We start from the raw sequence: 21,657 nt of genomic DNA, 5'->3' as shown, positions 1-21,657 counted from the left end.
CCATGCACATCGTAGTCTGTATCAAGCAGGTGCCGGACTCCGCGCAGATTCGCGTCCATCCGGTGACGAACACGATCATGCGCCAGGGTGTGCCGACCATCATCAACCCTTATGACCTGTTCGCCCTTGAAGAAGCACTCAGATTGCGCGATGCCCATGGCGGCGAGGTCACCGTGCTTACGATGGGTCCGCCCATGGCAGAGGACGCGCTGCGCAAGGCGCTCACCTACGGCGCCGACCGCGCGGTGCTCTTGACCGACCGCTATTTTGCCGGCTCCGACACGCTGGCCACCTCCTTCGCTCTCTCTCAGGCTATCGCGAAGGTCGGCGAGACCTTCGGCACGCCAGACATCGTCTTTACTGGCAAGCAGACGATCGACGGCGACACCGCCCAGGTCGGGCCCGGCATCGCCAAGCGCCTCGACCTCCTGCAGCTCACCTATGTCGCGAAGATCGCCTCCATTGATCTCGATGCGCACGAGATCACGGTCGAGCGCCGCTCGGAAGGCGGCATGCAGATTCTGAAGAGCAGGCTCCCTTGCCTCATCACCATGCTGGAAGGCACCAACGAGATCCGCCGCGGCTCACTCGACGACGCCCTGCGCGCCGCGCGCAGCCAGATCGTGAAGTGGAGTGCGGCCGACGCCGGCATTGAGGACCTCACTAAATGCGGCCTGCGCGGCTCGCCGACGGTCGTCAAGCGCGTTTTCGCCCCTACCAGTCGGGCGGAAAAGGCGGCGCAAATCGACACCACCGATAAGTCGCTGCGCGATCTCACTGACGAGCTGATTGCCGCAATCTTCACCCGCCAGCCGGCGTTGGAACAGGAACTCGTCGTCGACGGCGGCGCATGACGGCAAGGAGCAGACGATGTCGACCGCGAACCGAGAAACCCCTCCTCCCGCCGCCAGCCGTGCCGGCATGAAGAAGAAGCTGCCCGAGCAGTTCAAGGACTACCGGCACGTCTGGGTCTTCATCGAGCTGGAGCGTGGCCAAGTCCATCCCGTCTCCTTCGAACTACTCGGCGAAGGCCGCAAGCTCGCCGACAAGCTTGGGGTAGAGCTCGCTGCCGTCGTGCTCGGCCCGCCCGGCGAGGCGACGTGGCATGCGGTTGCCGAGGCCTTCGCCTATGGCGCCGACCTCGCCTACATCATAGAGGACCCGCTGCTCGCCCATTACCGCAACGAGCCCTTCACCAAGGCGATGACCGACCTGCTCAACACCTACAAGCCCGAGATCCTGCTTCTGGGGGCGACCACGCTTGGCAGGGATCTTGCCGGCTCCGTGGCGACGACCTTGCTGACAGGGCTCACCGCCGACTGCACCGAGCTCGACGTCGACGCCGACGGCTCGCTAGCCGCGACGCGGCCGACCTTCGGCGGCTCACTGCTCTGCACAATCTACACGATCAACCACCGGCCGCAGATGGCCACAGTGCGACCGAGGGTCATGGCCATGCCGCAGCGGGTGGACAAGCCGGTGGGCCGGGTCATCCAGCACACGCTGGCCATGGCCGAGGAAGACGTCGTCACCAAGATCCTCGGATTCCTGCCCGACAGCCAGTCGGCCAAGGCCAATCTCGCCTATGCCAACGTCGTCGTGGCCGGCGGCCTCGGCCTCGGCGCGGTGGAGAACCTGCAGCTTGTGAAGAATCTCGCGCGGGCAATCGGGGCCGAATATGGCTGTTCGCGCCCGCTGGTCCAGAAGGGCTGGATGCCGGCTGATCGGCAGATCGGCCAAACTGGCAAGACCATCCGGCCGAAGCTTTACATAGCGATCGGGATTTCCGGCGCTATCCAGCATCGGGTGGGCGTCGAGGGAGCCGATCTGATCGTGGCCATCAACACCGACCCGAACGCCCCGATTTTCGATTTCGCCCACCTCGGCATTGTCATCGATGCGATCCGCTTCCTGCCGGCGCTGACGGAAGCCTTCACGCGGCGGCTCTCGCCGCACAACCGCGACAAGCTCGCTAGCTGACGGAGACGGCCATGAGCGTGGAAAAATTCGACGCAATCGTCATCGGGGCCGGCATGTCCGGCAATGCGGCCGCCTACACCATGGCGAGCCGCGGCATGAAGGTGCTGCAGCTGGAGCGCGGCGAATATCCGGGCTCTAAGAACGTCCAGGGTGCCATCATGTATGCTGATATGCTGGAAAAGATCATCCCGGACTTTCGCGAGGACGCCCCGCTGGAGCGCCACCCCGTCGAGCAGCGCTTCTGGATGATGGATGATACCTCCCACACCGGCATGCACTACCGGTCGGACGACTTCAACGAGGCCAAGCCCAACCGCTACACCATCATCCGCGCCCAGTTCGACAAATGGTTCTCGCGCAAAGTGCGCGAGGCCGGCGCGACCGTGCTCTGTGAGACCACCGTGACCGAGCTCGCCCACGACACCAAGGGCAAGGTGATCGGCGTGCGCACCGACCGCGCCGGCGACGTCATCTTCGCCGACGTCGTCGTGCTTGCCGAAGGCGTCAACGGCCTTTTGGGCACCCGCGCGGGACTGCGCGAGATGCCGAAGCCGGAAACGGTAGCGCTCGCGGTCAAAGAGATGCATTTCCTGCCGGAAGAGGTCATCGGAGAGCGCTTCGGCCTGAAGGGCAATGAAGGCTGCGTGATCGAAGCCGCCGGCACCATCTCGCGCGGCATGACCGGACTGGCCTTCCTCTACACCAACAGGGAGTCGATCTCGCTCGGCATCGGCTGTCTGGTCTCCGATTTTGCATCCACGACGGAGAGTCCCTACGCGCTTCTTGAAGCCTTCAAGCGCCATCCGTCGGTCCGGCCGCTGATCGCCGGCTCGGAGGTCAAGGAATATGCTGCCCATCTCATTCCCGAGGGCGGCTACAAGGCGATCCCGCAGCTCTTCGGCGACGGCTGGCTCGTTGTCGGCGACGCGGCGCAGCTCAACAATGCCGTGCACCGCGAAGGCTCCAACCTCGCCATGACCTCCGGCCGCATCGCCGGCGAGGCGATCTTCCAGGTCAACAGCCGCAGGGACCCTATGACCAAGGAGAACCTCGCCCTCTACAAGACCATGCTGGACAACTCCTTTGTTGTCAAAGATCTAATGAAATACAAGGACATGCCGGCCCTGCTCCACACCAATTCCTGCAATTTCTTCATGACCTATCCGCAGTTGATATCGCAGGCAGCGCAGAACTTCCTGCGCGTCGACGGCACGCCGAAGATCGAGAAGGAAAAGGCGACCACGGCCGCCTTCATCAAGGCGCGCTCGCGCTGGGGCATAGTCAGCGACGTGGTCCGCCTGGCGTTCGCTTGGCGCTAAATGAGGAGCGACGAGATGACGATCGCAGTGGCCGAACTCCGCGTCGAGGACAAGCTCTTCCTGAACCGCTACTTGGTCGATGCCGGGGGCCCGCACATCAAGGTGCGGCCGCACGAGAAGCCGGGTCCCAATCTTATCGCACTGACACGCGTCTGCCCGGCCAAGTGCTACGAGCTGAACGACAAGGGCCAGGTCGAGATCACCGCCGACGGCTGCATGGAATGCGGCACCTGCCGCGTGCTCTGCGAAGCGTCGGGCGAGATCGAGTGGAACTATCCACGCGGCGGCTTCGGTGTCCTCTTCAAGTTCGGATGACTGGCGTACTGGATCAATCGCCGATCTCCACCGCTTGGCGCGCCGAGAGTTCTGTCGCCAGCAGCGCCGAACCGAGATGATCGTCAGCTTCTTTCGGCACGCAGGCCTCTCCGTTGCAGGCCTTCCGCGAAGATCATTAAGCGGCTCGGTCTGGTGACTGACCGAAAATATAATGTTCCCCTCGTGTCTCCCCGCAGGGGAGAGAAAGGCTGCTTCATGAGCCTGGACCTATCGTGATCGTGCTGATTGGAAGCCTGCTCGGACGTCGCTCAACAATCTTGGCTGTCATCTGCTGAAATACCTGATCCGACAAGCCGAACCGCGGCTTCACTTGTCGGCATGTCACTGACCGTGATTGCGCTTGCTGCAAGGAAACGGCGTTCGTTTTTGGTCAGCGTTGCCGCATCAATTACCGCAAAATGGGCCTTTGGAGCACTTCATGATCTGTCGGGCGTAGGTGCGCAGCACCTGATCATCGAAGCGGCAGCCGACGAAGAAAAGGCCACGATTGGTGCGCCGTTCCTTCACCACGTCAGGGATCGGCGTCTGAACAGCGGTTTCGGTCAGGACTTCGACATAGTCGGAATCGGCGACGAGGATGTTTGCGGCCGGCCTCATACTGCCGTGACGCGTATGGAGAACTCTGTCTTTGCCGCTGATCCGGGTTCGAGTTCCCTTCCAGACAAATCGTAGGTTTTCGTCCAAATGTCGCCGATTTCGTTCGCCCGCGTGACGCCTTGTATCTCGACGACGTCCCTTCGGCCAGTTTCTGCCAGGGCCGCGCGCATGGCGCCATCGTACCAGCTGTCGACGATGAGGGACAGCGGCAGCGTTGCGAGCCAGGCGTGGAGGACGGTCGGTGCCGCCGGCACCGCCAATAGCTCGGCCATCCAAGGTTGAAGCGTCCGACGATGCCGGCGCCGTTCGATGAACTGCGCCACCGACCACATATTGGTGCGGATCTTGGACGGGGCTGGCGCCCGCGTGTTGAGTGCCGCGGCGATGGCGTCCCGCGTGTGCGGTACAGGCGGTTCCACGGAGCTGAGCCGCAGGCGCCCCAGGCCGAGATAGGAGGATGATCTCATCGGCGGCGAGCGCTTCCTTCAGCAGGTCAAGCCGCTTTTCGGCATCACTGTTTTGCATGACGAAGAGATGGCCCGAGAAGGGATATGTGGCGCGCCACATATCCGTTCTTATGCGTCGTGAGAGATTATGTGGCGGCGGGATCACTGACGGTGGAGTTCCAGCGCTTTGCGGTTCCTGGCCGCTACATAATCTGAGCCATTTCTCCAGTGGGCGTCGGGCTATCCGCGCTCGCATGGAGAACGCACATGCTGGAACGCTACTTCAAGTATCCGAGGGTCCTGCATCGCTTGAGAGGCGGCGGCCTGGGCGACGAGCTCGATTGCATCGCAACCTATCTTTTCGAGAACGACTATCGGCACGCTTCAGCGAAGATCTACCTCGGCCGATTGGGACGGTTCGGTGGAGTCGTATCGCGCGCAAAGCCGATCACCCAAGTCATGATCGATGGCTTTGTCGCCGGTTGTCCGACCGAGGCGTCACGTATCGCCGCACGCACCGCGATCGCCCTGGCCCGGAGGATCGTTCCTCACCGCTTCGAGATTCGCCATCGCGAGCCCGATCCACATGAGCCCCTGCTGACAGGCTATTCCAACTACCTGCGTGAGGTGCGTGGTCTGGCCGTGAAGACGCGGGAGGGGCAGGTTCTCGCCGCGCGGCGGATGCTTGCCTGGTGGGACCGGCATCACGCCAGCGAGCCGCTCTCGGCCATGACCGGCATACATGTGCTGGCGCTCACCGGTCACCTCATGGGCCTGTCGTCCATGGATAACACGCGGGCAGCGACCGGGTCCTATATGCGCCGGTTTCTGAGGTTCCTGCACTGGGCCAACCTCAATGACCTGGACCTTGCGCGGTTCGTGCCGCGCACGCCATGCTACCGTCTCGCGCATTTGCCGCGGCAACTGGGTTGGGAGGATATCCGGAAGGCGATCGACGCCATCGACCCTGCGACCCCTACCGGCAGTCGCGATCGGGCTATCCTCCTGTTGCTGGCCACGACCGGCATCCGCAACAAGGAACTTCGCTCACTCGTCCTCGAGGATATTCGCTGGCGCGATGCGCAGGTTCGGATACGCCGCACTAAGGCGAGGCGCGATCGGAGCGTGCCCCTCACGCAGGAGGCGGGCAAAGCGCTCGCCGATTATGTCTTGCGGGCCCGGCCCGATTGCCGCAGCCGTCGCGTGTTCCTGGTGCACCTCCCGCCCGTGCGCCCGATCGACGGCAGCACCAACATCTCCCGCATCGTCCGCTCCGCACTGCAGCGCGCCGGCATCGTGCTGAACGGTCCCATCGGCGCCCATCTCATCCGGCATAGCTTGGCGACCCATCTCGTCAACCGGCGACGACCGATCAACGAGATCGCCGACCTGCTCGGCCATCGCAGCATCGATACGACCGCCATCTACGTGAAGGTCGCGGTGTCGCAACTCGCCGAAGTCGCCCTTCCTTTTCCCGGAGACGCGTGATGAGCACATTCTCCAGCAGACTCAGCAAGCATGTCGAGGCCTATGTCGCGCTTCGACGCTCGCTCGGCTTCTCGCTCAGCAAGCAGGCCGCGATCCTGCGCGCGCTCGTCGCCTATGTCGATGGCGAACAGCTCGATGGTCCACTCTGCCGCCAAACGGTGCTCGGCTTCATAGGCTCCTGGGCGGGCACGGCGAATGGACGGGCCGTTCGCTACGGCGTGGTTCGCAGATTCAGCGAGTATCTCGCCATCTTCGATCCGCGCACCGACGCGCTTGACCCCAAGGCCTTTCCCAGGAACCGAGCCATCCCGCCACCCAGGATCCTCACCGACGAGGAACTCACACGGCTCATGGCGGCATGCCGCTCGGTGTCGCCCGATTATCCCGAGCGCCCCGGGTTCCTGACGCCGCTCGTCGGCCTGCTCGCCAGCACCGGCCTGCGGTCCGGCGAGGCGTTGCGCCTCGATCGCGGTGATGCCGATCTGGCTCAGGGGATTCTCCACATTCGAAGGACCAAGTTCCGCAAGGATCGCCTGGTTCCCGTCCATCCTTCGACGCTGGCGGTCCTGCGCGACTATGCAAGACACCGGGATGGGGCCTTCCCAAGGCCGGACATCCCAGCATTCTTCGTCAGCTCGCGTGGGACGCGATTGTCGAAGTCTGGTCTGAACGCCGCCTTCGGCGCGGCGCGCTCCCTCGCCGGCCTCGATCGCGGCAAGCCGGTGCGTCTCCACGACCTGCGTCACCGTTTCGCGGTCAGGCGGCTGGCGAACTGGCACCAGCAAGGCGCCGATGCGCGTGCGATGCTGCCGCTGCTCGCGACCTATCTCGGCCATGGCCACTACAGCGACACCGCCTATTACATCACCGCGGACGCCGATCTTTTGGCCATGGCCGCCGAACGGGCCTTGGCCTGGGGAGAGACGCCATGAACGGCCGCTTCTCCTTTCCATCGCTGTTGGAGTCCTTCTTCCGCCATCGTATGACCCGGCAGCGCAATGCCACGCCAGCAACGATCGCCAGTTATCGGGATGCCCTTCGCATGCTGATCCTGTTTGCCGCCGATAGGACCGGATGTGGGCCATGCGAACTCACCATCGGCGACCTGGATCGCGACACCATCCTTGCCTTCCTCGATCACCTGGAGGTCTCGCGCGGGAACAAGGTCCAGACACGCAATGCGCGGCTGGCGGCGGTGCGATCCTTCTTCCAGCACGTCGCCGCCAACGACCCCGCCTCGCTTGGCATCGCCCATAGGATCCTCGCCATCCCGCTGAAGAAAGCGCACACCGAGATCACCCATCACCTCACGCGCGCGGAGCTGGATGCGCTCGTCGCGGCGCCTGATCAACGGACCGTGCGGGGCCGCCGCGATCGAACCTTGCTGCTGTTTCTCGGCCGCACCGGTGCCCGGGTCACCGAAGCAACGGGCGTTAATGTCGACGATGTCCAGCTCGACCGGACCAGGCCCCAGGTGCTTCTGCGCGGCAAGGGGCGCAGGGAACGTGTTGTGCCAGTCTCGGCCGATCTCGCTCAAGCCCTCAGAGCCTTGATCGCCGAACATGGCCTCAACCATGATCCGCTGGGTCCCATATTCCGCGGCGTCCACGGTGAGCGGATGACCCGGTTCGGTGTGACGCATGTCGTCCGGCGCGCGGTGGCCGGGGCCACGGCCACGCAGCCGGGGTTGGCGCGCAAGGTCGTCTCACCCCATGTTCTGCGCCACACCCTCGCCATGACGCTGCTGCAATCGGGTGTCGACCTGCTCACTATCCAGGCCTGGCTCGGTCATGCCCAGGTCGCGACGACGCATCGCTATGCGGCCGCCGATGTCGAGATGATGCGCCGCGGCCTCGACCACGCCGCCATCTCGGGCAAGCAGCCCGCCCGGTTCAAGGCAAAGGACGCGGTGCTTCAACTGCTCGAGAGCCTATAATTATGTGGCGGCTGGGAGCCGCAAAATGCTGGAACTCCACCGTCAGCGATCCCGCCGCCACATAATCTCTCACGACGCATAAGGTCAGGATCGTGCTCATGCTCGCTTCCTCTTGCCGCTGTCATCCTGTCAACCCACAGCCTCAGTCCTCGTCGGAAATCTTCCTTGCCTCGACGGTGATCGGCAGACGCGTACCCTGCGGAAGGTCGGGCAAGACGAGCCGCCAGCCGTTCCTGAGCGTTATGGCCCCGCCCCACAAATCTTCATTCTCGACCGCGATGATCGGCTCTTCGAGATCCTTCTTGGGAACATACGCCGACAAGCCGGCGCCGGTCCTGCGAATCATGACCTTCATCTGGCTGTTCCTTCACTGGTTTCGGCACTGCAAGGAGACCCGGCTTTGTCGAGGCTCATCAGTTCACCCGCGCGCATGCCGACGACGGTACCACGATCGACCCATTCGACCGCATAGATGTAGAACTGCTGGAGGAAGGTGCCGACGTCGCGCACATAACCGTCGTCTCCCTTTCGCACGAGGTTTTCGCCGATCTCCCTGCCAGGATAGGTTCCGTCATTACTGATGTTGCGTGTGGCACGGACCCGCTCCCCCGGCATAAATCGTGGAGGCTTGCGGATTTCGACCTCCTGTTCGCGTCCGAGGCCCATGGCCGTTCCTTTCTGGCAGCTGCAGCTTGTCAATAGAGAAGTTCAAAGCCTCCTCAGGAGGCGACCCCAACCGTGTCGGTCGCCGAATTGGAGGTCGCGGGAACACAGGTCTTCGGCACCGGACAAACCGAGGCGCATTGCTGCGTATCGAAGACCCCCTCGCATTCAGTGCACTTGTCCGGATCGATCACGTAGGTTTCACCCTTGAGCTTGATCGCGCCGGAGGCACATTCGAATAGGCAGGCACCGCATTGGGTGCATTGGGATGCAATGATCTTGAAGGCCATTCTTCGACTCCGGTTTTGGTTGGTATGAGACCGCTCATGCCGTCGCCGCCAGAGGTTCGACCCCAAACTCGGCGGTGTAAAGCGCGCTGATCGCGGTCTCGATGTAGTCATAGCCATAAGCGTCCGTTGCTCGGATTCCGGCTCCCGTGAGCTGATCCTTGGGGCAATCTCCAATCTTGGCGCACAGCACGATGTCTATGCCTTCGAGCGCAGCGATGACGCCGTCGAGGGTGGCGTCCTCGCCCCAGCCGCCGAGGCAATACTGCTCGACCTTGCGATGCCCGACGAAGCTGATCCCTGTCGGCGAGGCCTCATAAATCTGGAATTCCTTCGAATGGCCGAAGTGTTCGTTGACGCGGCCGCCACCCTTAGTCGCCACCGCGACGAGCAGCGACTTGCCGGAGCCGGCTGCCTTGACCATCCCGGTCGCCGCACTCTTAGCCGCCACGTGATCACCGCGCTCACGCGCGACCACCTCCCGATAGGCCTCGCGTTTGCTGGCATCGTAGGTGACCTCGCCGGGAATCTGGTCGAGCGTGAATTCCTGACCACGATCCGAGACGAGCAGGCCGACGGCATCGGCCCGGCACTGCCGGCAATGGCGCATCAACTTGGCGCCACCTTCGAGACTATCCTGAAGAGCCTTTAGCTCCATCGCATTTGGGCCGCGCTGCCCAGTCAGGCCGTAATATGCACCGTGCGCCGGGTCGGAAATCAGCGGCATGACGTTGTGCAGGAACGCGCCGCGCTCCTTGACCCATTTATTCACCTCGATCAGGTGCTCGTCGTTGATGCCAGGGATCATCACCGAATTGATCTTGGTAAGGATGCCGCGCGCGGTCAGCATCTCCAGGCCCAACATCTGTCGCTTGTGCAGGATCTGGGCGGCTTCGATTCCGGTGTAGCGGCGGTGGTCATAAAAGATCCAAGGATAAATCTTTGCGCCGACTTCCGGGTCGACCATGTTGATGGTGATCGTCACGTGATTGACATTCATGTCGGCAAGCTCGGCGACATGGTCCGGCAGCGCGAGCCCATTGGTGGAGATGCACAGCTTGATGTCAGGGATTTCCCTGGCGACTTGTTCGAAGGTTGCCTTTGTCTTCTTCCAGTCGTAACAGGCATCGCCCGGTCCGGCGATGCCGAGCACGGAAAGCTGCGGCACTTCGTTGGCGACCGCCATCACCTTGCGCAGCGCCTGCTCGGGCGTCAGCTTTTCCGAGACAACCCCAGGTCGGCTTTCGTTGGCGCAGTCATATTTGCGATTGCAATAGTTACACTGGATGTTGCAGGCTGGGGCGACCGCGACGTGCATGCGCGCAAAATAGTGGTGCGCTTCCTCTGAAAAGCAGGGGTGATCCTTGATCTTCTCCCAGATAGCCGAGTCCATGTCGTCCGGCTTTGCGGACGAGCCGCAGGATGAAGACGCGCAGCCACCGGATTTCGCGGTCGCCAGCAACTGGTCGAAGGATTTCGTGCTGGTCAGGCTCTCGAGCGAAATCATCGGTTCGGACATCGAGCGGCTCCATTGCTGGGTGAGCGTCGCAGTTCAAAACGCAAGAGCGATGCCACCCCTAAAAAACGGTTCAATTCAATGTGTTGGCTTTTCGTGTCCGATTCTGTCGGGTTGCTCCGACACAATTTTGTCAGGCTTCCGACAATGGTCAAACGAACTGCGTCGCGAGAGGCGACGCGTCTCAGGCACACAGAGCGCGACGAGGGGCAGCTCCAGCCTGACGTTTGATGTCCTCAGGACGTTTAGAATTTTCTCAGCTTGATACCATGGCGGCGCAGAGCATAGCCGACCTGCCGCGGCGTGAGGCCCAGGATACGAGCCGCCTTGGCCTGAACCCAGCCGGCTGTCTCCATCGCGTCGATCAGCCGGTGGCGTTCCGTCAGACGCGGGCCCATTGCGCGCCAAGCGGGTTCGTTCGGATCGCCGACCTTGGCGGGCGATGCCGTGCCTTCCGAGGCGCCGATGCGCCTGGCCGGCGGCGGCGATCCAACCGGCATCATGTTGCCCCGGGCGAGCTCGCCGGTGGCATTGCCGCCATGCGAACGGTTGGCGCCTTTCCAGAGGAGAGAAGAAAGGCACTGGCTGTTCTTGCAGGCGAAATCCGACGGAGCGATCATTCTTGAACGCGCAAGTGTAGCCGTCCTTCGCACGCAGTTTTCCAGCTCACGGACGTTACCAGGGAAGTCGCATTGCGAGAGCACATCAAGCGCCGACGGCGCAAAGGTGAACTGGCGCTCGTTCTCCCTGTTGAACCGGTCGAGGATTCGCGCCGGGAGGCGGCCCTACCGGCAGCGCTGCACCAGAATCGCTCCAGGACCATCCCGCCGCGACCGTGGCGGAGCCTCCCGACCGAGACCCAGACGCAGATGGCGCAGCTTCTGGCCGAACTTCTGCGGCGGATGCGCCCGGGGCCGCCGATCCGGGAGAGCACAGATGGTGACCCCTCCAACCCTGTCTGACGACCACCTCACGGCCGCTCGTCGGGCCAAGCTAGTGTTGTGACTCTAACGCTTGTTTCGCACGAAAGACCTTTTCGAGGATAGTGGCGGCAGAAGCCGTCCAGACGAAGGGCTTCGGATCAGCATTGTGGTACTCCAGGTATTCCATGATCGTGGCCTCCAAGTCAGGAACGCTGGTGAAAGCGTTGCGGCGGATGCTCTCTTGGGTGATCAGGGCGAAGAACCGCTCGACCTGGTTGAGCCACGAGGCCGATGTCGGCGTGAAGTGCAGGTGGAAGCGAGGGTGCTTCGCCAACCAAGCTTTCACCTTTGGGTGCTTGTGCGTCGCGTAATTATCGACAATCAGGTGCAGGTCGAGGCGCTTGTCGGTGTTGCGATGGATGACGCGCAGGAAGCGGAGAAACTCCTGATGGCGATGCCGCTTCATGCAGGTGCCCAGGACCGTTCCGGTCGCCACATCGAGAGCGGCAAACAAGGTCGTGGTGCCATGCCGTTTATAGTCATGGGTCATCGTGCCGGCGCGCCCCTTCTTGAGCGGCAAGCCCGGCTGGGTGCGGTCAAGCGCCTGGATCTGAGACTTCTCATCAACCGAGAGAACCAGGGCCCTGTCCGGCGGATCGAGATACAAGCCGACCACGTCCTGAACCTTCTCGACGAAACGTTTGTCAGTGGAGAGCTTGAACGTCTTGACCAAGTGCGGCTTGAGGCCGTGGGCGTGCCAGATCCGCTGCACGCTGGTGTGGGACAGGCCCACGGCAGCCGCCATCGAGCGCACGCTCCAGTGGGTCGCTCGCGGTGGTTTCTCATGCAGGGTCATGTCGACAACCCGATGGATCACAGCGGTCGAAAGAGGCTTGCGCCCCGGTGGGCGAGAGGCGTCCTTGAGAAGCCCCTCCACGCCAGCCTGCGCATAGCGACGGCGCCAGCGCCGGACGGTCAGAGTGCTCGTGCCAACGCGGGCGGCCACCTCGGTGGCGCGCAAGCCCTCGCCCGTCAGCAGAACAATCCGAGCCCGCCAGACAACCTTCTGGGGCGTATTGCGATCCCGGACCAGGTTCTCCAGGCGATCCCGATCAGCCGTCGGAACCTCAATGCGTTCGATCTTACCCATCCTGGCAGGATCGCATGTTGCACTGGATTTCGGAATCACCCGTCAGTGACAGAACACTAGCACCGAGTTCCCACAATCCGCGACCTTTGGTCGTTCACATCGCCGCCTGGCACCGCACATCTATTCAGAGCAGGAGATTTGCGATCTTGTGGCTGCCGCTTCGCGCCTGGCCCCTAAGGGCGGATTGCGGCCGGCAACCTACGCGACGATCTTCGGGCTGATCGCCGCTACGGGTCTGCGCCGGTCAGAAGCACTCCACCTGCGCTGCGGTGATGTCGATCTCGACGGAGCGTTCCTTACGGTTCGGAACACAAAGTTCCGCAAGTCCAGGCATGTGCCCATACACGCCACCGTCGTAGCCGCGCTACGGCGCTATCTGGCGGTTCGGGCGCGTCATGGCGCGCCCACCGAGGACTCACCGCTGTTCCTGTCCCCCGCGGGCGGATTCATCGCGAAGCGGAGGATCAATAAGGTTTTCCAGAAGCTTCGCACCACCCTTGGTTGGACCGTGCGGGGCGGCCATGGCGAGGTGCGTATTCACGACCTGCGCCACACCTTCATTTGCCGCCGGATCCAGCTCTGGCACGAGCATGGCGCCGATATCGACAATGCCATGGCGGCGCTCTCGACCTACGTCGGCCACGCCAAGATCTCCGATACTTATTGGTATCTGACGGGCGTCCCGGAGCTCATGGCGGTCGCGGGCAAACGGTTCGAGCTATTTGCCTCTACGATTGGAGGGGATCATCATGACTGATCCCAAGCTGACACCGTCCTTCCCCATCCTGCTTCAACGCTTTTTCGTCGAGCATCTGGGCAATCAGCGAGCCGTCAGTTCGCGCACCATCGCCGCCTACCGGGATACCTTCCGATTGTTGCTTGACTTCGCCGAGGCGACGATTGGAAAGGCGCCCACCCGGCTGATCCTGGCCGACCTCGATGCGCAGTTAATCCTTAGCTTCCTCAACCACTTGGAGAAGGAGCGGAGCAACGGCGCCCGTACTCGCAACGCTCGCCTGGCGGCACTTCGCACTTTCCTTAAGTATGCCGCCCACTACGACCTGACCGCGCTCCCCGTCATCGAACAGGCGCTGGCCATTCCGATGAAGCGATTCGACCGGCCGGTCCTGGGGTTTTTGTCCCGCGAGGAGATGCAGGCGATCCTTGACGCGCCGGATGCACGGACCTGGGCAGGTGAGCGCGATCGTGCACTGTTCAGCCTGATGTACAACACCGGCGCCCGCGTGTCTGAAGCCATCGGCCTGCGCGTCGGCGAGGTCGTCGACAGCCCGGCGGTCGCGCACTTGCGTGGAAAGGGGCGCAAAGACCGCAGCGTGCCGCTCTGGCGTACGACCGCCAACCTGATCCGCAACTGGAAGCGCCGATTGGACTGCGCGGGCGAGGAGAGTTTCCTGTTTCCGAACCGGGGCGGAGGGTGCATGGCGCGTTCGAACGTCACTCAGCGCCTTGAACTTGCGGTCTCGGCCGCCGCGGAACGTTACCCGCAACTCGCGCGTCGCTCGATTTCGCCTCACACTATCCGCCATACCACAGCAATGCATCTTCTGCAGTCCGGCGTCGACATCAGCGTCATCGCCCTATGGCTGGGTCATGAGAGCCCCGCCACGACGCACATGTACCTTCAGGCGGATCTCGCCATGAAGGGTAATTACCCACGCCCTTGTCAGCAGGCGCAATTCCTGAATCCATGGGGAGATGGATCGCACTGATTTGCAGCGCCTGACGAAGGAAGAACTGATTGAGTTGGTGCTGCGGATGCAGCATCCGCCGAAGACCTCGCGCACGTCCTCAAAGCCGCCCGCGACGGATCGCAAGCAGCGTCGGGATCAGGCCAAGCCTGGCGGTGCCAAGCCGGGACATGAAGGCCACAGCCGGATCATCAGCGCCACGCCCGATGAGGTGGTCGAGCATCGTCCTGATCGGTGCTCGTGCTGTTCGGCTGTCCTGATGGCGGATTTGCCGGGGGAGACGATCAGCATCCACGAGCAGATCGATCTCCCGGAGATAACGCCCCATGTCACCCAACATTGGCGCCTGGCGGTGCGCTGCCCCGCCTGCGGCAAGCGGGCCGCCGCCCCCGTGCCGGATGCCGCAAAGGGGACGCCGTTCGGGCCGCGGCTGCACGCCGTGGCCACCTATCTGAAGACCTTCCAGGCCCTGTCCTACGAACGGCTGCAAGCCGCATTGGCCGACCTCTTCGGTCTCACGCTCAGCCAGGGCGGGCTGATGAACCTGCTGCAGCGGGCCCAGGGGCGCTTTGCCGAGGGCCGGGCAAAGGCGGTGGCGGCACTGCGCCGGGCTGCGGTCGTCGCATCGGACGAGACCGGCGTCCGGATTGAGGGCTCTAACGCCTATCATTGGGTGTTTCGCTGCGCCGAGGCGGTTGTCCATCACGCCTCCCCGACCTGGGGCGCCATCGTGGTCCGGACCGTGATGGACGGGCATCGGCCCGCAGTCTGGTGTTCCGACCGCTACAGCGCACAACAAGGCCATGCCGACGCCCACCAGACCTGTCTGGCCCATCTTTCCCGCGACGTCGCCTATGCCGATGAGATCAGCGCGGATGTCCTGCCCTCCCGCCTCCAGCTGTGGCTGCACCGGGCCTTCGCCCTGGCGGAGGGTGTCGCAACGCTTGCCGCCTCGAGCATCGCCCGCAAGCGCCGCGTCCTGGAGCGCAGTCTGGACGCTATCCTGGCTGCGCCGACAGCCTGTGATCTGGCCCGCGACCTGCAGACCAAGTTCCGGCGTGCCCGCGATCAGCTTCTGACCTTCGCCCACTGGCCCGGCATGGTTGACGCGACGAACAATGCCTGCGAACGCGCCCTCAGACCCGCCGTCATTCAGCGCAAGGTGACCAACGGCTATCGCGCCATGTGGGCCGCCGAGGGCGAGGCGGACATTCGCACGGTCGTTGACACGGCTCGTCTCGGTCCGGGAACCAATGCGTTCAACACAATCCTTCAGACTGTGTCCGTCTGAACCTCAGTGCGAAATAGGGCGTGGGTAATTACCATGAAGGAGCGTACGCTCAACCGATTACTGCCCATGACGGCCAGTCAAAGCCGGTATCGGCCGCCGGACCAGCTCATGCAGTTCCTGTTGAGCCTTTAAAAATTATGCGCAGTCCGCCAGCTGGACATCATCCGGGAAACCGATGGTTATACGCTCCTGTCCCGGTGAGCTGCGCATAATTATCGGGTGCGCATAATCCCTCACGTAGGTCCAGATCCAGCCTGTCGTGGTCTTACCCTTCGCGGGGATCGGCACCGTGGTGTTGTCGGCATGCAACCGCTTGGCTTTGAGCACATGCGCGTCGCTCAAGGCGTGCAGCGGCTGAAGGGCTGCCGTGCAGGCGCCGACTTGGTCGGACAGTGTGGAGACGCTGAGATCGATTCCTTCGCGCTTGTAGCGCTCGCTCTGGTGGTTCAAGAGCTGATGCTGGCTGAACTTCTCGAACAGGATCTGAGCCAAGAGGTTCGGTCCGGCAAAGCCGTGCGGCGTCACGTCAAAGGGCGCGGGCGGCTGGGTGATGGTCTCGCATCGCCGGCAGTAGAACTTCTCGCGCACGGTCTGGATCACCTTCCATTGCTGGGGAATGACCTCCACCGTCTCGGGGATGTCCTCGCCGAGCTTCGAGAGGCGATCCGACCCGCAGCATGGGCAACTCGCAGGAACGGGGATCACCGCACGCTCGCGCGGCAGATGCTCGGAGAAGACGCGGCGGGCGGATGGCTTGAGTGGCCGAAAGCGCGCCTGCCCATCTCGGAAAGCCGCAATCTCTGCCACTTCGGTATCCTCGCTGGCATCAGCAGCGAGTTCCTCAAGCTGCAACTCCATCTGGTCGAGCAGGCGCGCCTTGCCCTCGGAACGCACTCCGTAGAGTTCTCGCCGCAGCTTCTCGATCTTAAGCTTCAGGTGCGCAATGAAGCCTTCCCGGCTCGACAGACGGGCTTGAGCCGTCGCATCCTCGGCGCGCGCATCCGCAAGCTGGCTTTCCGCAGCACGGCGTTCCTCGCGTTCGGCAAGGATCATCGCGTGCGCGGCAGCTAAGTCAGTCGGGAGAGGGTTGGGAGTCGAGAGTGTCATATCGCCAATGGATCAGATCCGTCGGAGATTGCAACACAATTCCGCTAGCCGGCCTTGCACGGCCGCCAGGGTTGCCGGGGATGGCACCAATCGATACCCTCAAGTGACTGTGCGGAGTAATGCCCTGTCTAAGTGGTGCATCCGGCAGGTTGCGGGGTATAATGGCAGTCCCTTCTGACCTGCTGGGGAAGGTGACCGATGGCACCAGTCTGCATACGGGAGATGACTGCTGCGGAACGTGCGGCGGTCCAAAAGTTGGCTCATTCACGCACGGCTCCGGCCCAGAGCGTGCAACGCGCCCAGATCATCTTGCGGGCCAGTCGCGGAGAGAGTGCATCAGCCATCGCAACTCGGGTCGGCCTTGATGGCGAGACCGTGCGCAAGCGCATCCGGCGCTTCAATGCCGAGGGACTGGGCGCTCTCAAGGACCGGTATCGGTCGGGCCGCCCGCCCACCTACACATCTGAACAAACCGCCACCGTGATCGCCACTGCGCTGCCAAGCCTCAGACCCTCGGGCTGCCGTTTGCCGCCTGGACGCTCGACCGTCGGGCCGCCTACCTGCATGAAGCGAAGGGTATCGCAATGCGGCGCAGCCGCATTGCGATACCCTACTCCACGAAGGCCTGCGCTGGCGCAAGCACGAGACCTGGTTTGGCGAGCGGGTTGATCCGGCGTTCGCCGAAAAAAGATCTCATGGGCCAGGGACCGCCAGATTGGTGAAGTAAGGCGGTCTCCTCACCTCCGGAGGTCGCTCATGTTCCACTCTCCATCAGCCGACGCTTCCTTCTCGGGCAGCACCCACACGATCTATCTCGCTCTCGAACTCAGCCGCCGCTCCTGGCTGGTGGCGCTGCATGCGCCCGATGCCGCCAAGATCGAGTTGCATCGGCTCCCCGCCGGTGACGGACAGGCGGTGCTCGAGCTGCTCGCCCGCATCCAGACCCGCGTGGAACGCCGCACCGGCGTGAGCCCGCACGTGTCATGCTGCTACGAGGCCGGCCGCGACGGGTTCTGGCTGCACCGCCTTCTCGCGGCGCACGGTGTCAGCAGCCATGTCATGGACCCGAGCTCGCTGCAGGTCGACCGCCGGGCCCGGCGGGCCAAAACGGACCGCCTGGATGCCCAGGCTCTGCTGCGGGCGCTGATGGCCTGGTCCCGCGGCGAGCCGAAGGTCTGCTCCATGGTCCGCCCGCCGTCGCCGGACGAGGAGGATGCGCGTCGCCCGAGCCGCGAGCGCGCCACGCTGCTGCAGGAGCGCATTCGCCTCGTCAACCGGATCCAGGGGCTGTGCGCCACCCAGGGGATCGCCGACTACGAGCCGCTGCGGTCGGATCGCCGCCCGCGCCTGGCGCAGCTGATCACGGGGGATGGTCGGCCCCTGCCACCGCGACTGTCGAAGGAGATCGCCCGTCAGCTCGACTGGCTCGAACTCGTGCTGCGCCAGCTGGCCGAGGTCGAGACGAGGCGCGATGCCGAAGCGGCGGCGGCCGCGAAAGCAGCGTCCCCGTCCAAGCTCGGGGCCTTGCTGCACGTGAGGAGCATCGGGCCCGAACTGGCAACCGTCCTCGCCAAGGAGGTGTTCGACCGATGCTTTGCCAGCCGGCGCCACGTGGCTTCCTATGTGGGGCTGACCCCCAGTCCGTTTGCGAGCGGGCGCCGATCGCGCGAGCAGGGCATCACCAAGGCGGGCAACGCCCGCGCCCGCAAGGCGCTGATCGAACTCGCCTGGCTGTGGGTGCGCAACCAGCCTGACAGTGCGCTCGCGGTCTGGTTCCGCAGCCGTGTGGGGTCGGCCACCGGTCGGGTCAGACGCATTGCGATTGTGGCCTTGGCCCGCAAGCTGCTGATGGCGTGTTAGACAATGGTGCAAAGTTTCCGCTCAGTTTTGTCCATACGATTGCCCGCGCGGCTTTGCGCCATCGTACGGCGGGTCCGACGTTGAAGCCTTTAGCCGGATCTGGATAGGCCAGACCGGCGAAGGAAGAGGACCACGATGGCCAAGCTTTGCACGAGGCGCCGACCTCTGCGCCTTGAGGTCGGCTTCGAGGTCAGACGGGGCAGTCGCGAGGCCTTGGGACGCGCCTACGAGCGCCTCCTGCCCCTGCGTACCTGTTCCCTGTCATCGAGCGCGCTAACACCCATTTCTGAGGGAGCAGGCGATGAGAACTCCGCACCTGAGAGCCGTTTCGGCCCCACAGACCCTGCAGGTCGCCATTTATGCCCGCGTCTCCTCCGACCAGCAGGCTGAGCATCACACCATCGACAGCCAACTGGCCGAGTTGACCGCCCGAGTGGCCCAGGACGGCCACGACGTGCGGGAGGATTTGCGGTTCATCGACAACGGCCACAGCGGCGCCAGCCTGATCCGTCCGGCCCTGGAGCGTCTGCGCGATCTTGTGGCTCTGTCGGCGATCGATCTGGTCTACATCCATGCCCCGGATCGCTTGGCCCGCAGCTATGCGCATCAAGCCCTGCTGATCGAGGAGTTCTCCCAGGCCGGCACCCAGGTTGTTTTCCTCAATCGCGCGATCGGGAGCACGCCCGAGGACAGCCTCCTGCTGCAGCTTCAGGGCATGTTTGCCGAGTACGAGAGGGCCAAGGTGATGGAGTGCAGCCGGCGCGGCAAGCGCCACCGCGCCCAAAGCGGTTCGGTCAGCGTCCTATCCCGGGCACCTTTTGGCTATCGCTACATCACGCGTGAAGCTGGTGGGGGAGCCGCACGCTACGAGATCGACGACGAGGCTGCCCGGATCGTGCGCCAGATCTTCACCTGGGTCGGGCATGAGCGCTTGACGCTGGCCGGGGTCGGCCGGCGCTTGTACGCCAGCGGGGTTCCCAGCCCGACCGGTCGACCGCACTGGAGCCGGGCGATGATCTATACCCTGCTGCGCAACCCGGCCTATGCCGGCCAGGCGGTCTATGGTCGGCGCCAATGCGTGCCGTGGCAGCCACCGCTTCATCCGCCGCGTGGCCATGAGGGCCTGCCGCGGCGGCCCTACCGGCAAGTGCCAGCCGCCGCCGAGCAGCACATCAGCATTGCGGTGCCGGCCCTTGTTGATGAAGACCTCTTTGCGCGCGTCGCCGAGCGGCTGGAAGAGAACCGGAAGCGTCATCGCGAGCGTCTTGCGGGCGCTCAGTACCTGCTGCGAGGTCTGCTTGTCTGTCAGAAATGCGGCTATGGCTTCACGGGGCAACGATCGAGCGGGCCGTGGAGCTACTATCGCTGTTGCGGCACCGACCGGACCCGGTTCCATGGTGCCCGGCGATGTGATGCTCGGCTGGTGGCGGTTGATCAGCTCGATGAGGCGGTCTGGAGCGAGGTCTGTCGGCTGCTCGACGACCCGACGCGGGTGATCGAGGAGTATCAGCGACGCCTGGATGCGATTCAAGCAACGCCGCAGCGGTTCGAGCTCGATGCTCTCGGCCGTCAGCTGGCCAAGGCGCGCCGCGCGATCGAGCGGCTGATCGACAGCTACACGGAGGGACTGATCGACAAGCCTGAATTCGAGCCGCGCCTGGCCGCGTTGCGCCGCCGGACAGCCCGGCTGGAAGCCGAAGCCAAGGCTCACCAGGAAGCCGATGATCAGATCCGCTCGCTGCACCTCGTCATTGGTAAACTCGACCTGTTTGCGACGATGGTGCGCGACCGACTGACGAGTGCAGATTGGGCGACGAAGCGCGATATCATCTGTACTCTCGTCAAGCGCATCGAGGTTGCCGATGATGTTGTCCGGGTGGTCTTCCGGGTTGATCCCGGCTCATCGGGTACGTCCGAGACTCGCCGGAATTTGCACCATTGTCTAACACGCCATCATCAACTTGCGGGCCAGAGCTACGATCATTGTGCGGCGGATGCGCCCCTTGCCGGCGCCGACGCGCTCCTGGAACCAGCGGGCCAGATCGCTCTCGGGTTGGTGCCGCAGCCACAGCCAGGCCAGCTCAATCGCGGTGCGGCGCGCGCGGGGGTTGCCGGATCGCTGAAGGCCTTGATCGCGGCTGACCGCGCCGCTGTTCCAGGGGCTGGAGGCCAGGCCGAGATAGCCGGCGATCTCGCGCCGGTTCTGAAAGCTGCGAAAGAAGACCTCGTCGGCCAGGATGCTGGCGCTGGTCAGGCCAATGCCGCGCAGCCGGCTTAGCTGGACGGCCCCGGTGGCCGCTTTCTCAGCGGCGTGAACCTGTTCGGCCTCAACCTCTGCAATCATGCCGATCACCTGCCACAAGCGGCGGCACTCCCGCTCGATCTCGGCCGTCAGGCAGGCGGCGAGAGCCCGCCCATCAGCCGTGCGCAGCTCTGCAAGCCGCTCGCGCCAATTGCGCCGCGTGGGCGCAAAGTCGCGGATGCCCTGGGTCATCAGCAATCCCTTGATCCGGCTCGCATGCTGACCCCGCTCGTTGACAAGCCGGGCTCGCTCCCGGCTGCGCCGGCGCTCATCCTCGTGCTCCGGACTGGGAACCCGCACCACGCGGCAGACCCGCGGCTCCCCGCGGTCGAGGGCCATCAGGGTGCGCAGCAGCGCCGCAGCATCGAGCCGATCTGTTTTGGCCCGGCGTGACCGGCGGTCGACCAGGATACTGGCCGCGTCCAGCACCCGGTTGTCGAGACCGGACGCGCACAAGAGACGATGCAGCCAGAACCCGTCATAGCCTGCCTCGTAGCACGACATCACGTGCACCGGACGCGCCAGGGCGGTTTGCGCCTGATCGCGCTTGCGGGCGATCAGCGTGAGCAACTCCTGCGTGTCGCCCCCAGCCAGGCGATGCAGGCTGACCTTGTCGGCCGCTGGCGAGTGGAGCGCGACAAGCCAAGTCGCCTTGCTCAATTCCAGGGCCACAAAAAGTGTGGCAGGCTTCTCGCTGACGGGCGGCAGAGCAACGGTTGAGAGGTCCATGGGGCGTCTCCAGGGTTC

General features: G+C 63.8%; 19 protein-coding genes and 4 pseudogenes. 14 read left to right on the top strand and 9 right to left on the bottom strand.

Going from position 1 to position 21,657, the window contains the following annotated elements; translation table 11 throughout:
- Nucleotides 1-2 precede the first annotated feature (2 nt).
- Genes ACD578_RS26070 through ACD578_RS26055 form a run of 4 tightly spaced genes read left to right on the top strand, consistent with a single transcriptional unit; the run spans nucleotide 3 to nucleotide 3,614 of the window.
- Nucleotides 3-854: an electron transfer flavoprotein subunit beta/FixA family protein gene (locus tag ACD578_RS26070; RefSeq protein ID WP_404294756.1), complete on the top strand. Its 852-nt coding sequence runs from the start codon at nucleotides 3-5 to the stop codon at nucleotides 852-854.
- Nucleotides 855-870: 16 nt separating this feature from the next.
- Entirely contained in the window at nucleotides 871-1,980 is a 1,110-nt protein-coding gene (locus ACD578_RS26065; protein WP_404294754.1) for an electron transfer flavoprotein subunit alpha/FixB family protein, read from the top strand.
- Between the two features lie 11 nt (nucleotides 1,981-1,991).
- Entirely contained in the window at nucleotides 1,992-3,299 is a 1,308-nt protein-coding gene (locus ACD578_RS26060) for an FAD-dependent monooxygenase (protein WP_036349961.1), read from the top strand.
- Nucleotides 3,300-3,314: 15 nt separating this feature from the next.
- Nucleotides 3,315-3,614, top strand: coding sequence for a ferredoxin family protein (locus ACD578_RS26055; RefSeq protein ID WP_404294752.1), 300 nt, complete (start codon nucleotides 3,315-3,317; stop codon nucleotides 3,612-3,614).
- 269 nt (nucleotides 3,615-3,883) lie between these two features.
- Here the strand turns inward: ACD578_RS26055 and ACD578_RS26050 are convergent.
- Nucleotides 3,884-4,799, bottom strand: a pseudogene (locus ACD578_RS26050) (SIR2 family NAD-dependent protein deacylase).
- 146 nt (nucleotides 4,800-4,945) lie between these two features.
- Between ACD578_RS26050 and ACD578_RS26045 the strand changes: the two are divergent.
- The 3 genes from ACD578_RS26045 to ACD578_RS26035 are packed head-to-tail and all read left to right on the top strand — an operon-like array spanning nucleotide 4,946 to nucleotide 8,102.
- Entirely contained in the window at nucleotides 4,946-6,166 is a 1,221-nt protein-coding gene (locus ACD578_RS26045) for a site-specific integrase (protein ID WP_404294750.1), read from the top strand.
- On the top strand, nucleotides 6,166-7,098 hold the full coding sequence (locus ACD578_RS26040; protein ID WP_404294748.1) for a tyrosine-type recombinase/integrase: 933 nt from the start codon (nucleotides 6,166-6,168) through the stop codon (nucleotides 7,096-7,098). The genes ACD578_RS26045 and ACD578_RS26040 overlap by 1 nt, the downstream gene beginning before the upstream one ends.
- Complete coding sequence (locus ACD578_RS26035) at nucleotides 7,095-8,102, top strand: tyrosine-type recombinase/integrase (RefSeq protein WP_404294746.1); 1,008 nt, start codon at nucleotides 7,095-7,097, stop codon at nucleotides 8,100-8,102. The genes ACD578_RS26040 and ACD578_RS26035 overlap by 4 nt, the downstream gene beginning before the upstream one ends.
- 142 nt (nucleotides 8,103-8,244) lie before the next feature.
- Here ACD578_RS26035 and nifT read toward each other — a convergent pair whose 3' ends face one another.
- From nifT to ACD578_RS26010, 5 genes and pseudogenes are all read right to left on the bottom strand, one after another.
- Entirely contained in the window at nucleotides 8,245-8,457 is a 213-nt protein-coding gene (gene nifT / locus ACD578_RS26030) for a putative nitrogen fixation protein NifT (protein ID WP_404294745.1), read from the bottom strand.
- Nucleotides 8,454-8,768, bottom strand: coding sequence for a nitrogen fixation protein NifZ (locus ACD578_RS26025; protein WP_404294743.1), 315 nt, complete (start codon nucleotides 8,766-8,768; stop codon nucleotides 8,454-8,456). The genes nifT and ACD578_RS26025 overlap by 4 nt, the downstream gene beginning before the upstream one ends.
- A gap of 53 nt (nucleotides 8,769-8,821) precedes the next feature.
- A complete protein-coding gene (locus tag ACD578_RS26020) occupies nucleotides 8,822-9,055 on the bottom strand; it encodes a 4Fe-4S dicluster domain-containing protein (RefSeq protein WP_404294741.1) in 234 nt (77 codons plus the stop codon).
- Between the two features lie 34 nt (nucleotides 9,056-9,089).
- A complete protein-coding gene (gene nifB / locus ACD578_RS26015; protein WP_404294739.1) occupies nucleotides 9,090-10,571 on the bottom strand; it encodes a nitrogenase cofactor biosynthesis protein NifB in 1,482 nt (493 codons plus the stop codon).
- A 242-nt stretch (nucleotides 10,572-10,813) separates the two neighbouring features.
- A pseudogene (locus tag ACD578_RS26010) lies at nucleotides 10,814-11,350 on the bottom strand (helix-turn-helix domain-containing protein); the annotation flags it as partial.
- Here ACD578_RS26010 and ACD578_RS26005 point away from each other — a divergent pair.
- Complete coding sequence (locus tag ACD578_RS26005; RefSeq protein ID WP_404294737.1) at nucleotides 11,261-11,530, top strand: hypothetical protein; 270 nt, start codon at nucleotides 11,261-11,263, stop codon at nucleotides 11,528-11,530. The pseudogene ACD578_RS26010 and the gene ACD578_RS26005 sit on opposite strands and share 90 nt — an antisense overlap.
- A 31-nt stretch (nucleotides 11,531-11,561) precedes the next feature.
- Here the strand turns inward: ACD578_RS26005 and ACD578_RS26000 are convergent, their stop codons facing one another.
- Nucleotides 11,562-12,641 (bottom strand): IS630 family transposase, encoded by a 1,080-nt coding sequence (locus ACD578_RS26000; RefSeq protein ID WP_404294242.1) that lies wholly within the window; start codon nucleotides 12,639-12,641, stop codon nucleotides 11,562-11,564.
- Between the two features lie 106 nt (nucleotides 12,642-12,747).
- On the opposite strand from ACD578_RS26000, the gene ACD578_RS25995 reads away from it, so the two are divergent.
- Genes ACD578_RS25995 through tnpC (ACD578_RS25985) form a run of 3 tightly spaced genes read left to right on the top strand, consistent with a single transcriptional unit; the run spans nucleotide 12,748 to nucleotide 15,641 of the window.
- Nucleotides 12,748-13,398 (top strand): tyrosine-type recombinase/integrase, encoded by a 651-nt coding sequence (locus ACD578_RS25995; RefSeq protein WP_404295595.1) that lies wholly within the window; start codon nucleotides 12,748-12,750, stop codon nucleotides 13,396-13,398.
- Nucleotides 13,391-14,371, top strand: coding sequence for a tyrosine-type recombinase/integrase (locus tag ACD578_RS25990; RefSeq protein ID WP_404294736.1), 981 nt, complete (start codon nucleotides 13,391-13,393; stop codon nucleotides 14,369-14,371). Before ACD578_RS25995 ends, ACD578_RS25990 begins: the two co-directional genes overlap by 8 nt.
- Entirely contained in the window at nucleotides 14,358-15,641 is a 1,284-nt protein-coding gene (gene tnpC / locus ACD578_RS25985; RefSeq protein ID WP_404294734.1) for an IS66 family transposase, read from the top strand. The genes ACD578_RS25990 and tnpC (ACD578_RS25985) overlap by 14 nt, the downstream gene beginning before the upstream one ends.
- A 228-nt stretch (nucleotides 15,642-15,869) precedes the next feature.
- Here tnpC (ACD578_RS25985) and tnpC (ACD578_RS25980) read toward each other — a convergent pair.
- Nucleotides 15,870-16,694, bottom strand: a pseudogene (tnpC, locus tag ACD578_RS25980) (IS66 family transposase); the annotation flags it as partial.
- 252 nt (nucleotides 16,695-16,946) lie between these two features.
- On the opposite strand from tnpC (ACD578_RS25980), the gene ACD578_RS25975 reads away from it, so the two are divergent.
- The 3 genes and pseudogenes from ACD578_RS25975 to ACD578_RS25965 form a co-directional block, all read left to right on the top strand.
- Nucleotides 16,947-17,417 carry a helix-turn-helix domain-containing protein gene (locus ACD578_RS25975; protein WP_404294732.1) on the top strand — a complete coding sequence of 157 codons (471 nt, stop codon included), beginning with the start codon at nucleotides 16,947-16,949 and terminating at the stop codon, nucleotides 17,415-17,417.
- An 87-nt stretch (nucleotides 17,418-17,504) separates the two neighbouring features.
- Nucleotides 17,505-18,608: an IS110 family transposase gene (locus ACD578_RS25970; protein WP_404294731.1), complete on the top strand. Its 1,104-nt coding sequence runs from the start codon at nucleotides 17,505-17,507 to the stop codon at nucleotides 18,606-18,608.
- 301 nt (nucleotides 18,609-18,909) lie between these two features.
- Nucleotides 18,910-20,061 (top strand): annotated as a pseudogene (locus ACD578_RS25965) (recombinase family protein); the annotation flags it as partial.
- Between the two features lie 489 nt (nucleotides 20,062-20,550).
- Here the strand turns inward: ACD578_RS25965 and ACD578_RS25960 are convergent.
- Nucleotides 20,551-21,639: an IS110 family transposase gene (locus ACD578_RS25960; protein ID WP_404294729.1), complete on the bottom strand. Its 1,089-nt coding sequence runs from the start codon at nucleotides 21,637-21,639 to the stop codon at nucleotides 20,551-20,553.
- Nucleotides 21,640-21,657 lie beyond the last annotated feature (18 nt).

Source organism: Microvirga sp. RSM25, assembly GCF_044784385.1.
Classification (GTDB): Bacteria; Pseudomonadota; Alphaproteobacteria; order Rhizobiales; family Beijerinckiaceae; genus Microvirga; species Microvirga tunisiensis.
Note: the sequence above shows the minus strand (reverse complement) of the source record. Positions and strands in the feature narration are given on the sequence as shown.